15 protein-coding genes are annotated in these 15614 nt (G+C 48.1%); 11 read left to right on the plus strand and 4 right to left on the minus strand.

The window, feature by feature from the left end; all coding sequences use genetic code 11:
* Nucleotide 1 precedes the first annotated feature (1 nt).
* Entirely contained in the window at nt 2–574 is a 573-nt protein-coding gene (locus P2H89_RS12135) for an acyltransferase (RefSeq protein WP_275827048.1), read from the plus strand.
* 58 nt (nt 575–632) lie between these two features.
* The gene (locus P2H89_RS12140) at nt 633–1349 is read left to right on the plus strand and encodes a WecB/TagA/CpsF family glycosyltransferase (protein ID WP_275827050.1); all 717 of its coding nucleotides are present in this window, start codon (nt 633–635) and stop codon (nt 1347–1349) included.
* An 87-nt stretch (nt 1350–1436) separates the two neighbouring features.
* Here P2H89_RS12140 and P2H89_RS12145 read toward each other — a convergent pair whose 3' ends face one another.
* The gene (locus P2H89_RS12145) at nt 1437–1982 is read right to left on the minus strand and encodes a hypothetical protein (protein WP_275827052.1); all 546 of its coding nucleotides are present in this window, start codon (nt 1980–1982) and stop codon (nt 1437–1439) included.
* Between the two features lie 244 nt (nt 1983–2226).
* Between P2H89_RS12145 and P2H89_RS12150 the strand changes: the two genes are divergently transcribed.
* The 9 genes from P2H89_RS12150 to P2H89_RS12190 all read left to right on the plus strand — a co-directional run bounded on the left by P2H89_RS12150 (nt 2227) and on the right by P2H89_RS12190 (nt 11655).
* Nucleotides 2227–3417 (plus strand): acyltransferase, encoded by a 1191-nt coding sequence (locus P2H89_RS12150; protein ID WP_275827054.1) that lies wholly within the window; start codon nt 2227–2229, stop codon nt 3415–3417.
* Between the two features lie 245 nt (nt 3418–3662).
* Nucleotides 3663–5042: an undecaprenyl-phosphate glucose phosphotransferase gene (locus P2H89_RS12155; RefSeq protein ID WP_275827056.1), complete on the plus strand. Its 1380-nt coding sequence runs from the start codon at nt 3663–3665 to the stop codon at nt 5040–5042.
* Nucleotides 5043–5330: 288 nt separating this feature from the next.
* Nucleotides 5331–6596, plus strand: a complete 1266-nt coding sequence (locus tag P2H89_RS12160; protein ID WP_275827059.1) for a dihydroorotase — start codon at nt 5331–5333, stop codon at nt 6594–6596.
* Nucleotides 6597–6604: 8 nt separating this feature from the next.
* Nucleotides 6605–7108, plus strand: coding sequence for a DUF4199 family protein (locus P2H89_RS12165; RefSeq protein WP_275827062.1), 504 nt, complete (start codon nt 6605–6607; stop codon nt 7106–7108).
* 6 nt (nt 7109–7114) lie between these two features.
* Nucleotides 7115–8059, plus strand: a complete 945-nt coding sequence (locus P2H89_RS12170) for a glycosyltransferase family 2 protein (protein ID WP_275827063.1) — start codon at nt 7115–7117, stop codon at nt 8057–8059.
* An 8-nt stretch (nt 8060–8067) separates the two neighbouring features.
* Nucleotides 8068–9261, plus strand: a complete 1194-nt coding sequence (locus P2H89_RS12175) for a glycosyltransferase (RefSeq protein ID WP_275827065.1) — start codon at nt 8068–8070, stop codon at nt 9259–9261.
* A 132-nt stretch (nt 9262–9393) separates the two neighbouring features.
* The gene (locus P2H89_RS12180) at nt 9394–9972 is read left to right on the plus strand and encodes a D-sedoheptulose 7-phosphate isomerase (RefSeq protein WP_275827067.1); all 579 of its coding nucleotides are present in this window, start codon (nt 9394–9396) and stop codon (nt 9970–9972) included.
* A 24-nt stretch (nt 9973–9996) separates the two neighbouring features.
* Nucleotides 9997–10554 carry an HAD family hydrolase gene (locus tag P2H89_RS12185; protein ID WP_275827069.1) on the plus strand — a complete coding sequence of 186 codons (558 nt, stop codon included), beginning with the start codon at nt 9997–9999 and terminating at the stop codon, nt 10552–10554.
* 84 nt (nt 10555–10638) lie between these two features.
* Nucleotides 10639–11655, plus strand: a complete 1017-nt coding sequence (locus tag P2H89_RS12190) for a hypothetical protein (RefSeq protein ID WP_275827071.1) — start codon at nt 10639–10641, stop codon at nt 11653–11655.
* A gap of 160 nt (nt 11656–11815) precedes the next feature.
* On the opposite strand, the gene P2H89_RS12195 is transcribed toward P2H89_RS12190, so the two are convergent.
* From P2H89_RS12195 to lepA, 3 genes are all read right to left on the minus strand, one after another.
* Nucleotides 11816–12463 carry a PH domain-containing protein gene (locus P2H89_RS12195; protein WP_275827073.1) on the minus strand — a complete coding sequence of 216 codons (648 nt, stop codon included), beginning with the start codon at nt 12461–12463 and terminating at the stop codon, nt 11816–11818.
* A gap of 105 nt (nt 12464–12568) precedes the next feature.
* On the minus strand, nt 12569–13636 hold the full coding sequence (locus P2H89_RS12200) for a DUF922 domain-containing protein (protein ID WP_275827075.1): 1068 nt from the start codon (nt 13634–13636) through the stop codon (nt 12569–12571).
* A 110-nt stretch (nt 13637–13746) separates the two neighbouring features.
* Nucleotides 13747–15540 (minus strand): translation elongation factor 4, encoded by a 1794-nt coding sequence (gene lepA / locus P2H89_RS12205; RefSeq protein ID WP_275827076.1) that lies wholly within the window; start codon nt 15538–15540, stop codon nt 13747–13749.
* Nucleotides 15541–15614: the final 74 nt, after the last annotated feature.

Here is a 15614-nt window from a genome sequence, read left to right on the forward strand (position 1 = left end):
TATGGGTATTTTTAAGAAGTTATATCAACTGCTGTTCCTGCCTTTGAATTTGTTTAAGCTGTGGTTCTTCAAAGTGAAGCATAGCGAGGTTACTATATTCGGGCCACTACTTATCCTCAACAAAGGCACTATGGTATTGGGCGATCGCGCCAGGATCAATTCAGGGAAATACAAGAATCCTATCGGTGGCGACACTCGCAGCTCGATCGTGGTCAAAAAGAACGCCTCTCTGATCATAGGCGCCAATTTGCGCATGAGCAATTCTGCGATCTATTGTGCCCAATCGATCACGATAGGAAATAACGTAATGATCGGAGGTAGTTGCAAGATCTGGGACTCGGATTTTCACCCCATCGATCCTGATATCCGATTGGCAACCCCCAACGAAGGATATAAAACGGCCCCCATACAGATAGGCAATAACGTATTTGTTGGTGGTGCTTCCATTATTCTGAAGGGCACTGTAATTGGAGAAAACTCGGTCATAGGCGCAGGCAGTGTCGTGACAGGAAATATTCCGGCAAACGAGATCTGGGGAGGCAATCCTGCCCGCTTCATAAAAAAATTAAAATAGGATGTACAAAAGACGGTTTGACTTCTTAGGGGTCGGGATTTCAATCATCAATCAGCCAATGGCTCTGCAGGCAGTGAAAGACTATGACTTTTCAGCCCCAGCCTATATCTGTTTTCCGGATACCTCGGTAGTAAAAGAAGCCTATAAAGATCCATTTCTGATACAAGTATTGAATAATTCCTACCTGACTATGCCGGATGGGAAACCTTCCCAACTGGTTGCCAGGTTGAGAGGCCATAAGCATGTCAGTACCGTATCGGGTTTTCATTTGTGCAAGAGCCTCCTCGATTCAGAACTCACCCATTACTTTTATGGAGGCAGTGACGAAACGATCGCCATCATGAAGCAAAAGCTGCAGGATCAATTCCCGAAGGCCAGGATACTGGGCTTCAAATCGCCTCCCTTTGTGAGCACCGGAGAGATTGCCAATAGTCAGCAGATTAAATCAGACATGGAAGAGATCCGTTCATTAAATCCAAATCTGGTATGGATCGGGATCAGCAGTCCTAAACAGGATTATGTGATGCATCACTTTTACCGTTTGCTTCCGCATAGTGTTATGCTTGGCGTTGGTGGAGTTTTTCTGTACATGGCAGATGAATCATTGAGAAGCCCCGAATGGGTTAAGAAAATCGGGATGCGTTGGGCTTACCGGCTTCTGAAAGAGCCCCGTCGTTTATGGCCAAAGTATTATGAGACATTCAGGTTCCTTTTCCAGAACAAGACATTCTTTCTCAAACTGATCTTCCGGAAGAAACAGGCAACCGCGGGATAATTACCGCTTCGGTTTAAATAAAAAAACATGCACCAGATGCATGTTTTTTTATTTATCTACAGTAAAAAAGATTTATTACATTGATCCTTATTCGGAATTGCTTCTTCCAAAGTGCAGGTTATAGGCAACCATAATGCCAGCCACTGATATCCTCGCCATCGAAGGATTTGCGGTCGTAGTATAATAAAAAGCAGAAAAGTCAACTTTGCCATTCAGTGAGTAACCAACAGCTGGCATGTAACAAAAAGAGTTATAATCGGTACCAACAAATGCCCAGCCTATCTGTGGCTCCATATAAAAATAACTATAGCTTTCTTCTTGTCTGAAATCGTAACGGTATCCCATCATACCCGAAAGTATATCACGTTCCTTCAAACCTTTTCCCTGGAATTTCCCGTTGATGCTGATGGCATTCATTGACACTGTACAATAATCGCTGGTACCAAGTGGCAGCGCAATTTTCCCAACGCCGCCAGCAGCCCATCCATAGGCTTTTATCTCTTTGTTGAGTGGCATACCAAACTGTCCGCTTAAACTTATAAAGGGTCCATCACTCCACTGGGAAAAACCTGGCAAGGAAAATAGCAGCAAGAAGAATACCCCGGCATGCCGGGCATAGGCAACTGGTTTCATAAATAGGTACGAATTAGGATTGAATTATGGGTTATAAACAACAGCTCAAGATACTGCGCACCTATAGTAAACGCAATAGGCATATACTTATTTTATGAAATTAATTACCCCACGCCCCTGCATTTCTTCCCATATCTGGAATAGACAAATGTGAATATTAAAATCTAATGAATGAACACAAATCAGGCCAGACATTGCGTTATAATATGGAATCAAATATCCCAATATCCTAAAGATGAACGGCATGTCGTCTGGCAAAATATACTTTCCCGGTCTCAATGGCATTCGATGCATAGCAGTTGCCATTGTGATCTTCTTCCATATCAATCACTACCTTACGGCTTTCAACCTCACACCATTTCAATATTTTGAAGCAAGAGATGAGATGTCCCGCAACGGTGTGCTGCTCTTTTTCGTATTGAGCGGATACCTGATCACGTATTTATTATTGAAAGAGAAGGAAGTATATGCCTCCATCGACCTTAAGAAATTCTATATCCGTCGTATTCTCCGGATCTGGCCCATTTACTATACGATCATAATCCTGACTGTATTATTGTTATCGTTCCAGTCTTTATATCCTTTACTGGAAGCAGAAGGCCATTCTGCCTGGCATAATATAAAGACCATCATTCTGTATTCATTCTTTTTACCCAATTTTGGTATCATACTGCAATATTCCCTGACTACTATCGCACCTTTGTGGTCGGTAGGTATTGAAGAACAATTCTACGTAACATGGCCTATATTAATTAAGAAATCCAGGTTGATACTCCGTTCAATGATCTGGTTTCTGGTGGGCTATATGGCACTGAAAGGGGGCGCCTATCTATATGCCGAAATAACCGGCAAGAATAGAATGTTTGATATGCTCAACCTATTTTCCTTCGACAGTCTTTGCCTCGGTGGAATAACAGCCTACCTTTATTTTAAACAACACAGGATCTTACAGATCTTATACAACCGCTACCTGCAGGCCGCAAGCTGGCTGCTTTTAATTGCATCATTAATATTGGGGCCCTTGCAGCTTACCCACGTATATGATAAAGAGCTTTATGCACTGGCATTTGCGATCATCATCCTCAATGTGAGCACCAACAAGAAGACGATCATCAATCTCGAAAACCAATTCTGCAATTTCATAGGTAAGATATCCTACGGCCTGTATATCTACCATATGATCATACTGTGTTTATTATCGTTGGTCATGAAAGATTGGACTGTTGACAACAAAGCGCTTCACTACATTATCATTTTCTTGTCTGTCATTAGTTTATCCGTACTGGTATCCCATTTGTCGTATAAATACTTTGAGTCAAGGTTCTTAACCATTAAAACACGTTTCATGAAAATAAAAAGCAGCAACCAGCAGGAAGAAGAGGCAGACACTGCACCGTCGCAACAGCCCAGGCACGCGAATACGGCAACAGCATAGTCAACACTATGTTTACAACAATTCCACACAGGGTAAAACCCTGTAAAGAACTTTTTAATAGTTATTTGTAGTTACATACAATAATATACGAATAGCAGCTTTTGTTAATTGATAATATTTTTGTTCAATTACTATTAGATGCGACATATAACTGATAGTTTTACGTTATTAATGCAACCGTAGGAAAACTATTGTTACGGCACCGTGATCCTTTTATTCTAATGAAAACTTAACCCATATCCTCTATGATTCGTTCAGACAGGCGGCTTACATTATTATATGGAGCCGGAGACTTTCTAACACTGGGAGGTTGTTTCGCAGGAATAAACCAGTTCTATGGCACCGGGATGAGTAATCAGAATTATCTGTACCTCATCACCTTGCTTTTTACCTGGATCTTCCTTACCTCCAAGAATAAAGTCTATTTTCTGCACCTGCACAATGGACTAAAATACAGGTTCAAAAATCATTTGAAGACGCATTTCGAAATGATAGCAGTGTTGTCACTGTTGTACCTGGTGCTGGGGATCCCGCAAGGCTATATTAAATCACAGTTCATAGTATTTCTGCTTGGCTTTCCTGCCGTGAACATGATCGTCAATTATTTATTGTTTACGATCGTGCGCGCCATGCGCATCAACGGCCGCAACGTGCGCAAAGCATTGGTGATCGGCGCTGGCCGTGTAGGCGCACATATCGACAACTATTTCCGTCATAATCCTGACTTCGGTTACCGGATCATCGGATTTCTGGATGACAATCCCGATGAATCGGAATTGCATTACCAGATCATTGGCCGCATCCAGGATATGGACAATATTCTAAAGGCAAAGAAGGTAGATGAAGTGATCGTTGCCCTCCCCACCCACCTGGATGAAAAGATCCAGTTCGTGATGGACAGGGCCGACTATCATGGCATACGCGTTAGGTTGGTACCTGACTACTTCCGCCTGCTTGGCAGGAATTACAAGACCACCAGTTTTGGAGATATGCCCATCATCAATATTCGCGAAATATCGCTCGACCGCTACCGGATGGCATCGTTGAAGCGAATATGTGATGTGATCTTTTCCACCATGGTACTGATCATGCTGGCACCGCTGTTCCTCGTGCTCGCCCTATTGATCAAGTGGGAATCTGCCGGCCCTGTATTTTATTGCCCTATCCGTTTAGGACAGGGAGGCCGCCAGTTCAAAGTATATAAGTTCAGAAGTATGCACACGAACGATGCAGCAGTAGCCGGTAAGGCATCTACTACAAAAGATGATCCCCGCGTTACCAGGATCGGTCGCTTCATTCGCAAATACAGTCTTGACGAGTTACCCCAATTCATCAACGTACTGATCGGCGATATGAGCGTGGTGGGCCCCCGCCCCCATCGTATCTACCTCAATGAGGTGATGCAGCGCGAGGTCGATAATTATATGATCCGCCATTACCTCAAACCCGGCATTACCGGCTGGGCACAGGTGAACGGATGGAGAGGACCTACCGATACCGAGGAGCAGCGCAACAACCGTACAGCCCACGACCTTTGGTATGTGGAGAATTGGACACCTTTGCTCGACATCAAGATCATTTTTCTCACGGTATTCAGTGAGAAGACCCATAAAACAGCTTTTTAACCCCCTGACCCTTCCTCAAGAGGGTAGGCTCCCCCAAAAGGATCCTACCCTTTTGCTATTGATACAAACGCCCAATAAACACCTGCTTGTCAAAACCACCGACCGGCAGGCCCGGAGACTATACCCGCAAGGACTTCTGCAACCGCTTGCCGGAGCGGCCATTTTCTGCTGCAAGGCAGGGTGGCCAAGGCCCTTGAAAAGACGACTCCATCGTTGATAATCAACATTTTTTCAACCGTAGGGCCTTTAACCGGCGTAATCCCGTAACTTCGCTCAATTTTTTGAACAATGGTGTTGCTTATTCAACAGGCTTACATTACAGATCCATCCTCCCCTTTTCATGAATCCAGGCAGGATATACTTATTGAATCCGGTATTATTAAAGATATTCAACCCCGCATCGATGCCCGGGCCGACCAGGTGATCGACGGCAAAGGGCTTCATGGGTCACCCGGCTGGGTCGACATTTTTGCCCAGTTTGCCGATCCGGGTTATGAATACAAGGAAACCCTCGAAACGGGTGCCGCTGCTGCTGCTGCCGGTGGTTATACCGATGTATTCGTGGTACCCAATACCAAGCCGGTCATCGACAATAAACCCCAGACAGAATACATCCGGCACAAATCAAAAGGACTGCCCGTAAATATATACCCGATCGGCGCGGTGTCGAAAGGCGCTGAAGGAAAGGACCTGGCCGAAATGTATGATATGCGTGCCAGCGGTGCGATCGCTTTCAGCGATGGTCTGCATCCCATTCAAAGTGCAGGGCTACTGATGAAGGCCCTTCAATATGTGAAAGCCTTTGACGGCGTCATCATACAAATACCCGACGACAAAACAGTGGGCGCCAACGGGCTCATGCACGAGGGCATCGTTTCTACCCGGCTCGGACTGCCCGGCAAACCCATGATGGCGGAAGAATTACTGGTAGCCAGGGATATTAAGCTGGTCCGTTATACGGAATCCAAACTTCATTTTACAGGTGTCACCTCTCCCCGTTCGCTCGAATACATCAGGCGGGCGAAGGAAGCCGGGCTTGCAGTAACCTGCTCCGTTACCCCGTATCACCTGTTCTTTACCGATGCCGACCTGCAGGAGTACGATACCAACCTGAAGGTTTATCCCCCGCTGCGCACAGCCACAGAAGTGAGTGCGCTCAAGAAGGCCATCCTCGACGGTACCATCGATTGCATCGCCTCTCATCACCAGCCTCATGAGTTCGATAGCAAGGTGCTGGAGTTCGAGTATGCGAAGAACGGAATGTCGGGCCTCGAAACAACTTACGCTGCCTTGCGCACGGCCATGCCCGAAGTACCTGAAAGCAAATGGGTGGAATTGCTCAGCATCAATCCCCGTAAAATATTCGGACTGGAACCGGCTTCCCTGCAAAAGGGAGCGAAAGCATCCATCACCTTGTTCGAGCCGGATGCGTCGGCAACCATTGACGCGAAACAGTTCAAATCCAAATCGAACAACTCGGCCTTTAACGGGAAAACACTTACCGGTAAAGTAAGAGGTATTGTGAATGGTGTACATACATCGATAACCCCATAATTACCCTCATGGAAAAGAAGACGACTTCTGCGGTAACTGCTGGGCTTATCACTGCCGCTACTTTGATCGTATTGGCGCTGCTTCTGTATTTTACTAAGCAGCATGGAGAAAAGTGGGGACAATATGCAGGTCTCACGATCTACATGGTCTCCATCGTGATCGGAATATCCATACATGCAAAGCAAACCGGTCATAGCGCGAGCTTCGGCATATTGTTCAGTTATGGTTTCAGGATGGTTGCAGTAGTGATCTCTATGATGGTCCTGTATACAATAGCATCGGTTTATTTGTTCCCTGAAGTGAAAAGCGAATTCCTGGAGTTCAACCGCGCCGCTGCATTGAAACTGCAGGATAAGACACCTGCGCAGATTGATGAAGACATCAGGATGCTCAGCAAGAATTATATGATTCTGATCATCATGGGGCAGCTTTTTTATTATATGGTACTTGGCGCCATTGCCGCCGTGACAGGATCCATTATCGCGAAAAAATCAGCACCCCAAAATCAATAACCAGGTATGGATGTATCTATCGTAGTACCATTACTGAATGAAGAAGAGTCCCTTCCGGAACTTTGTGCCTGGATCGACCGGGTAGCGAAAGCAGAAAACCTTTCCTACGAGGTGATCCTGGTAGACGATGGAAGTACCGATAACTCCTGGGAAGTGATCGAATCCCTGCGCGCGGACAACTGCTCTATCAAAGGCATCCGCTTTCAACGGAACTATGGCAAATCGGCGGCGCTTAACGAAGGCTTTAAAGCAGCACTGGGCGATGTGGTGATCACCATGGATGCCGACCTGCAGGACAGCCCCGATGAAATTCCGGAATTGCGCCGGCTGATTGTGGAGGATGGGTATGATATGATCAGCGGATGGAAGAAAGTGCGTTATGACAATACCCTCACCAAAAACATTCCCTCCAAGTTCTTCAACTGGAGTACCCGGCGCATTTCTAAAATAGAGTTGCACGATTTCAACTGCGGTCTTAAATCCTACAAGCGGAAAGTGGTCAAGAGCATTGAAGTGTATGGTGAAATGCACCGCTATATTCCTGTACTGGCCAAATGGGCAGGTTTCAGAAAGATCGGCGAGAAGGTAGTGGAACACCGCAAACGTAAATATGGTACAACTAAGTTTGGCTGGGAGCGCTTTGTGAACGGCTTCCTCGACCTTACGTCCATCATGTTTGTGAGCAAATATGGCAAAAGGCCCATGCACTTCTTCGGCCTCATTGGTACCATCAGCTTTCTCATTGGCCTGGCCATGATCATGGTGCTGGTGATCGGCAAATTTGTCGATCCCGCCAAGGCACTTACCAACAGGCCGCCGTTCTACATATCGTTAACGGCCATGGTTATCGGCACTCAATTGTTCATGGCGGGCTTCCTCGGCGAACTCATCGCACGCAATGCCCCCCACCGGAACAATTACCTCATCGAGCAGAAAATCGGTATTGAATAATACCTTCCATGGAAAAGAAAAAGATCGTTATCATCGGCCCGGGCCATCCACTGCGTGGAGGCATCGCCACCTTTAACCAACGTTTGTGCCGTCAATTCATCGATGAGGGTCACGAATGCTGCATCTATTCTTTTTCCCTGCAATACCCTTCTTTTTTATTTCCGGGCACTACTCAATATTCGTCCGAGCCACCACCGCCGGGCATCGAGATCTATTCGGTCATCAATTCAGTACATCCGCTCAACTGGTGGCAGGTGGGCAATGCCATCCGGCGCATCAAACCCGATATCGTATTGGTACGGTACTGGCTGCCGCTCATGGGACCCGCGTTGGGCACTATTCTGCGGCAGATCAGGAAGAATAAACATACCCGCATCATCGCGCTTACCGATAATGTAGTGCCGCATGAAAAGCGCCCCGGCGACATCCCTTTCACGCGGTATTTCCTGAAACCCTGCGATGCATTCATCGCGATGAGCGACAAGGTCATGAACGACCTGCGGCAGTTTGAACCGAACAAACCAGCCCGGCTCATCAGCCATCCACTGTATGACAACTTTGGCGCCGCCGTATCAAAGGAAGCCGCGCGCGAACGACTGGGCATCAGCCCCAACGATAAAATACTGCTGTTCTTTGGCTTCATTCGCAACTATAAAGGGCTCGATATCCTGCTCGATGCCTTGAAGCTGATCAGGGAAAAGAAACAGGCTGCCCTGGCTGCGGGAGCAGCCGTCTCCGGAACAGACAACCCGGTTAGTTCCCTGAACAACCTGAAATTACTGGTAGCCGGCGAGTTTTACGCTGATGAGAAGAGCTACCAGGAGCAGATCAAGCGCCTGGGTATCGAAGAGGACCTGATCCTGCGCACCGATTTTATTCCCGACAGCGAAGTGAAGTATTATATGTGCGCTGCCGACTGCGTGGTACAGCCTTACCGGGCTGCTACCCAAAGCGGTGTTACCCCCCTCGCCTACCATTTCGAGAAACCGATGATCGTTACCAATGTAGGCGGACTGGCCGACCTGGTACCGCACGAAAAAGTAGGACTGGTTTGTGAACCCAATCCCGCATCGCTGGCCGAAGCAATACAACACTATTTTGAGTTGGGCGAGCAGCGGTTTTTGCCTGGCCTGCGGCAGGAAAAAGAAAAGTATGGCTGGAACGTACTCACCAACGCTATCATCGACCTGGCTGGCTCCTGACCACTACGGCGCCATATTGCGGATTTATTCGCATCTTCGCAGCCCGGGAAGCAAATCCCGCGGCATCCAAAACCAGCCCTGGCGGCAGCTGCTTTTAAACAATTATCTAATATTCAGTTATCAGGATACATTATGCAAGAGAAGATACAAAGGATCATCGCTGAATCCGTTGCCGTAAAACAAAGTGTACTGGAAAATGAGGCATTGCTGAAGACCGTCAACGAGATCGTAATTGCCATGGTAGAAGGCTTACGCAACGGAAAACATATTTATTTCTGCGGCAATGGTGGCAGCGCTGCCGATGCCCAACATCTCGCCGCTGAATTCTCGGGCCGTTTCTATATCGACCGCGATGCTCTGCCCGCCGAAGCGTTGCATTGCAATACTTCTTACATGACAGCCGTTGCCAACGACTACAGTTATGATGTGATCTATGCACGCCTCATCAAAGGCATTGGCAAGCCTGGTGATTTCCTCGTAGGATTATCTACCTCTGGAAACTCGGCCAATATCGTTAAAGCCTTTGAAGTGGCCCGGGAGAAAGGTATTGTAACCGTTGGCTTCACCGGTGAAACCGGCGGCCAGATGAAACCGCTCAGTGACTACCTGGTCAACATTCCTTCAAAGAATACGCCCCGCATCCAGGAAAGCCATATGCTGCTGGGACATATCATTTGCGAACTTGTAGAAGAACAATATTTCAAAGCCTAACGCTGCCACCTATCCATAGAACACATGCTCGATCTGAAACAGGTTGATAACAGCTGGACCCTCTTCCTTGACCGTGATGGTGTCATCAACATCGAAAAGTACCAGGACTATGTGTACAACTACGATGAGTTCTTCTTTTATGAGGGCGCACTCGATGCGCTTCGCGAATTGGCCAACCGCTTTGAACGCATCATCATTACCACCAACCAAAAGGGTGTTGGCAAAGGCCTCATGACCGAGGCCGATCTGCACGAGATACACCGCCGCATGCTGGCCGATATAACTGCCGCCGGCGGGCGCATCGACAAAATATACTACTGCACAGCGCTGGAGAACGACCATCCCAGTCGCAAACCACAGCCCGGGATGGCCTTCGAAGCCGTACAGGACGATCCTTCCATCGATCTTACAAAGTCGCTCATCGTTGGCAACAACATCAGCGACATGGAATTTGGCCGCAACGCCGGCATGTTTACCGTTTTTGTACAAACAACAAGTCCCAACGAGCCATTACCCAACCCTTTGATCGATTTGGCCGTCAAAGATCTACCGGCTTTTGCAAAAGCTTTGCAATTGGCATAAAATTTAAGGGTAGCTTTAGCGTTCCTTGGTGGGTGCCGCTGTTACTTTACACGGCATTTATACTCAGTTGATTGTACTCATATTATGAATATACGGATTATCAAATATTTACGCGCCTCCGGCATTTTTCTGGCCTTGCTGGCAATGGGCATCGACCTTCATGCACAGCAGATCAGTGCCGGCGACCTCGCTATCCTGAAAAAGAAAGAAGATTCCTTACAGGCCCTTTCTGCCCGCATGGTCTTCGACTCCATACCCGCCAACCGGTTCAGGAGCGATAGCCAGTTTGTACGCACTTTCGTACGGGCCCTGGTTACTCCCAACTCTTTCTATTATCCTTTCGATTCGCTGAATATTTCGCGGCTCTATGCGCCCGACAGCAGCTTTCGCATCTTTACCTGGCAAATGAAGAAGGACGAATATGTTTACCTGCAAAAGGGAGCTATCCAGGTGCCTACCAAAGACGGCAGGCTGAAACTGTATCCCCTGTTCGACGCATCTATGTTCACCAAAAATCCGATGGACTCTGTGCGCACGGCCCGCAACTGGATCGGCGCCATCTATTACCGGATCATCCTCAAGGAATCGAACGGCAAAAAGTATTATACCCTGCTGGGCTTCGATGATTACAGCATCAACAGCAATAAGAAATGGATGGAGGTATTAACGTTCAATGCACAGGGAGAACCGGTGTTTGGCGGACCCTTCTTCTCTTACCAGAACGACTCCATCAAGAAGCCTGTGCAAAAGCGGTTCAGCATTGAATACAAAAAAGAAGCAAAGACCTTCCTCAATTATGATCCCGAACTGGATGTAATACTGGTAGACCACCTGATCTCGGAAAGCGATGAAACAGAAAGGAAGTCAACATACGTACCCGACGGCGATTATGAAGCATTCAAGTGGCAGAATGGCCAATGGGTACACATCAACAAGCTCTTCAACCAAAGCCTGAAAGACGGCGACTTCCCCAAAGAAGCATTGCTGCTCGATGATGCCGGCAAAGCCAATGAACGGCAACTGGAAGAAGCCTCGAGGAAGAATATCGAGAAGTCGAACAAGAAGCCGGCACCGGCAACACCCAAGAAAAAAGATAATTGATACGATAAGTGCTTTACAGGGGCTGACCTTCAATGGTTGGCCCTTTTTCTTTTGTAGCAGCGGTCAGCAAGGGTTGATTCGAATAGTCGGACAAACCAGCTTGAACGGTAGAAATGAGTAAGGGGGATTCCCGGCGAGTCACATCGCCCGATGCCCGGCCTTATTGCCCCAGCAATTTATTCTTGGCGCGGTTGTATTCTTCTTCTGTAAGAATTCCCTGTTGCTTTAGCTGGTGCAGTTTTTCCAGTTCCGAGGCGATATTGTGACCTGCGCCGCTACCGGCTTGCGCAGTTCCCGCAGTAGCCGTAGACTGCCATCCCATGGCCGCCGCCATTTGACGGGCCTGACTGGTGAGCTGCATATTCTTGTATTCCGATTGGGCGAGGGTAATGGTATCCTTTAATTTTTTCGGCTGGTGTACGTTGAAGTAATCGGTAGCCCCAATCTCAGCGGCGGTTTGAATTTCCACATGGCCGTAATTGAAGATGCGGCCCCAGATGTTCTGGTCGTACGATACATTGTTGATCTTATCCAGCGGACTTTCCTTTGCATAATGGTTGATGAGCCCTGTTTCATCGATCACCCGCAGGTTGGTGACCACCCATATATCCACTTTCCAATCCCAATAAGCGTATAGAAAATAAAGCACGCCCACCAGCGCAGCGATCCACCCGTAGTATTGGATGAACCCGATAAAATACGAAGCCACAAAACCAATCAGCACCAGCAAGGCAGGCACTACCAGCTTGAGCCAGCTTCTGTGGGTAACGAGCAAAACCTGTTCATCTTTTTGCAGGGGTGTACGCATGGATTATGTTTGATGGATAAATTTACAGTTTTCGTTCAATATGTACAGGGAGTTAACCCACACGTGGCATGCTGCAGGCGAAGCGCCGATCCAAGCAGGATGCGGCTACCGGTAACAGGTCTTCTTCTCCAGCATTTCTTTTACCCACCTGTTCCAGTGGTCCTGCACAGCCGGCAGGGTTCCGTGGTTGGTTTCTGTATCATACAGCCTTTGCAGCGTTTCCAGCTCCCGTTGCTTTTGAGCGTGCACCTGTTCCAGTTTCTCCTGGTGGTTCTCGCGCGTTAGTTGCAACAGCTTCAGGGTATCGGCCAGTTCGCAGACCTTGAGGGCGGTGATATCAAAATGGATCTGTTCGTGGGTGAGTATCCGCTCGTTGGTGCGGTGCCGCTTACCGAACCAGGAACGTGAGCGGTCGAAATAAGCAGAAACAATGACCTGCAATTTCATTTCGCCGTTCTCGTAATTCGTGGCATAGCGCAAGGTCATGGCGCTGGCTGTTTGGGCTGCCGCTTTACTGAGGTCATCGATGGGGCCCATAAAGTCGGTTACGGTAAGCGGTCTCGAAGGCGAATAGATAATCTTTGACGTGTCGTTGGTGGTGCGGGCTATTTCAACGGTCAACGATACCGGTGCATTCTCCGAATAGAGCCGCTTGTTCTTCCCCCACCATCCGTCAAACTCAACGAGGCTATTGGAAATATTCTGCCTGATCACATCTTCTATATGACGAAAAAGGTCGCCCATGGTTTGCACTTCACCTTTACCCCGGTAATCGGTAATGCGTTTACCGCTCACCCAAAATGCCAGGGTGACCGCCGTTTCTATTTTGGTGCGCAGGCCCGCGGGCTGCTCTGTGAGACTTAACTCGGTAATATGTATTTCCACAGGCGTTGCAGCTGCATCTTGCCTGGCATTGAGGGACACGTATTGATTGATGGCGGATGCTGCCCCGCCTTCCAAAGCCACCAGGACCGTCTTTTTACCCAACAACCCCGTTTTTACCGAGCCGATGGCGCCGGTATCTGCGCGATCATCTTTTATGCCTGTCAGCCGGTAATGCTGCAGTTGTAAAGCAGGACTTTCATTTTTGAACCGGATGAGCCGGGTGTCCTGTGCCAGCAACCCTTGAACGGCCAGCAGCAAACAGGTCAGTATTGATAAGGAGCGGTACATATTTTGGCAATATAAGCAAGATGGTGGATTTCATCAATGAAGGCAGGCCACGAAAAAGGGTGTGCCGCGATTTGCAGCACACCCTTTTCTATCTTACGTTAATACGTTTCTTAATCGTCAAGTTTCAGTACGGCCAGGAAGGCTTCCTGCGGCACTTCTACGTTACCGATCTGGCGCATCCGCTTCTTACCTTCTTTCTGCTTTTCGAGCAGTTTACGCTTACGGCTGATATCACCACCATAACATTTGGCGGTAACGTCCTTACGCATCGCAGAGATGTTTTCGCGGGCCATGATCTTGGCACCTACTGCCGCCTGGATGGCGATCTGGAACTGCTGACGTGGCACCAATTCCTTCAGCTTTTCGCAAAGCTTGCGACCGAAGTCCTGCGAACGGCCACGGTGGATCAGTGCGCTGAGGGCGTCCACTTTGTCGTTATTGAGCAGGATATCCATCTTCACGATATCGCTTTCGCGGTAACCGATAGGATGATAATCGAATGAAGCATAACCGCGCGTCTGGCTCTTCAGTTTATCGTAGAAGTCGAATACGATCTCGGTGAGCGGCATTTCGAACTGGAGCTCTACCCGGGTAGTAGTGAGGTAACTCTGGTTGATGAGGATACCACGTTTGCCAAGGCAAAGCGTCATGATATTCCCAATATATTCGGGCTTGGTGATGATCTGTGCTTTGATAAAGGGTTCTTCGATACGATCGGTCTTCACCGGATCGGGAAACTCGGTCGGGTTGTTGACGATCACCTTCTCCCCTTTCGTGGTATAGGCGATAAAACTTACGTTGGGTACCGTGGTGATCACCGTTTGATCAAATTCCCTTTCCAAACGTTCCTGGATAATTTCCATGTGCAGCATGCCGAGGAATCCGCAACGGAAACCGAAGCCAAGGGCCTGCGATGTTTCAAGTTCGAAAGTAAGAGAAGCATCATTCAACTGCAGCTTGTCCATACAATCGCGCAATTCCTCAAACTCATCCGTATTTACCGGGAAGATACCGGCGAATACCATGGGCTTCACTTCCTGGAAACCCTTGATCATTTCCTGGGTAGGATTAACCTTGGTCGTAATGGTATCACCCACCTTCACCTCTTTGGCATTTTTGATACCGGTAATGAGATACCCTACGTCGCCGGCGCCCACTTCTTTCTTTTCCGTCATCTTGAGCTTAAGGATACCCACTTCGGCAGCTTCATAATCCTGTTCGGTAGATACAAACTTGATAATATCGCCTTTGCGGATAGTGCCATTGAGAACCCGGAAATACACGATGATACCACGGAAACTATTGAATACGCTATCGAATATAAGCGCCTGTAACGGTGCTTCCGGATTGCCTTTGGGGGCAGGGATACGGTCTACGATAGCTTTGAGGATGCCCTCGATACCGATACCGGTACGGCCACTGGCCAGTAGGATGTCTTCGGGTTTGCAGCCGATCAGCTCGATGATCTGGTCCTGCACCTCTTCGATCATGGCGCCATCCATATCGATCTTGTTGATCACCGGGATGATCTCGAGGTCGTTGTCGATGGCGAGGTACAGGTTGCTGATGGTTTGTGCCTGGATACCCTGGGTAGCGTCTACCAGCAGCAGGGCGCCTTCGCAGGCGGCCAGGGCACGGCTCACTTCATAGCTGAAGTCGACGTGACCGGGCGTATCGATCAGGTTCAGGATGTACTCCTGACCGTCGGTATGCTTGTAATTGATCTGAATGGCGTGGCTCTTGATGGTGATCCCCTTTTCCCTTTCCAGATCCATATCGTCGAGTACCTGGTCCATCATTTCACGTTCGCTGATGGTATTGGTAGATTGTAATAATCTGTCTGCCAGGGTGCTCTTACCATGGTCGATATGGGCGATGATGCAAAAATTCCGGATATTCTTCATGTACGTTGCTTCCTCTGTTTAGGAGGTGCAAAAGTAGTTGATTTTAAGCAAAAAGCCCCCTCTTGCGGAGGGGA

It is taken from the genome of Paraflavitalea sp. CAU 1676, assembly GCF_029223285.1.
GTDB lineage: Bacteria > Bacteroidota > Bacteroidia > Chitinophagales > Chitinophagaceae > Paraflavitalea.

Excerpts from the sequence above, each read along its gene's own strand:
- P2H89_RS12135 (WP_275827048.1), top strand. The coding sequence starts at position 2 with ATGGGTATTTTTAAGAAGTTATATCAACTGCTGTTCCTGCCTTTGAAT.
- P2H89_RS12195 (WP_275827073.1), bottom strand. The coding sequence starts at position 12,463 with ATGCGTACACCCCTGCAAAAAGATGAACAGGTTTTGCTCGTTACCCAC.
- P2H89_RS12140 (WP_275827050.1), top strand. The coding sequence starts at position 633 with ATGGCTCTGCAGGCAGTGAAAGACTATGACTTTTCAGCCCCAGCCTAT.
- P2H89_RS12180 (WP_275827067.1), top strand. The coding sequence starts at position 9,394 with ATGCAAGAGAAGATACAAAGGATCATCGCTGAATCCGTTGCCGTAAAA.
- P2H89_RS12190 (WP_275827071.1), top strand. The coding sequence starts at position 10,639 with ATGAATATACGGATTATCAAATATTTACGCGCCTCCGGCATTTTTCTG.
- P2H89_RS12165 (WP_275827062.1), top strand. The coding sequence starts at position 6,605 with ATGGAAAAGAAGACGACTTCTGCGGTAACTGCTGGGCTTATCACTGCC.
- lepA (WP_275827076.1), bottom strand. The coding sequence starts at position 15,540 with ATGAAGAATATCCGGAATTTTTGCATCATCGCCCATATCGACCATGGT.
- P2H89_RS12160 (WP_275827059.1), top strand. The coding sequence starts at position 5,331 with ATGGTGTTGCTTATTCAACAGGCTTACATTACAGATCCATCCTCCCCT.
- P2H89_RS12150 (WP_275827054.1), top strand. The coding sequence starts at position 2,227 with ATGTCGTCTGGCAAAATATACTTTCCCGGTCTCAATGGCATTCGATGC.
- P2H89_RS12155 (WP_275827056.1), top strand. The coding sequence starts at position 3,663 with ATGATTCGTTCAGACAGGCGGCTTACATTATTATATGGAGCCGGAGAC.
- P2H89_RS12200 (WP_275827075.1), bottom strand. The coding sequence starts at position 13,636 with ATGTACCGCTCCTTATCAATACTGACCTGTTTGCTGCTGGCCGTTCAA.
- P2H89_RS12185 (WP_275827069.1), top strand. The coding sequence starts at position 9,997 with ATGCTCGATCTGAAACAGGTTGATAACAGCTGGACCCTCTTCCTTGAC.
- P2H89_RS12170 (WP_275827063.1), top strand. The coding sequence starts at position 7,115 with ATGGATGTATCTATCGTAGTACCATTACTGAATGAAGAAGAGTCCCTT.
- P2H89_RS12145 (WP_275827052.1), bottom strand. The coding sequence starts at position 1,982 with ATGAAACCAGTTGCCTATGCCCGGCATGCCGGGGTATTCTTCTTGCTG.
- P2H89_RS12175 (WP_275827065.1), top strand. The coding sequence starts at position 8,068 with ATGGAAAAGAAAAAGATCGTTATCATCGGCCCGGGCCATCCACTGCGT.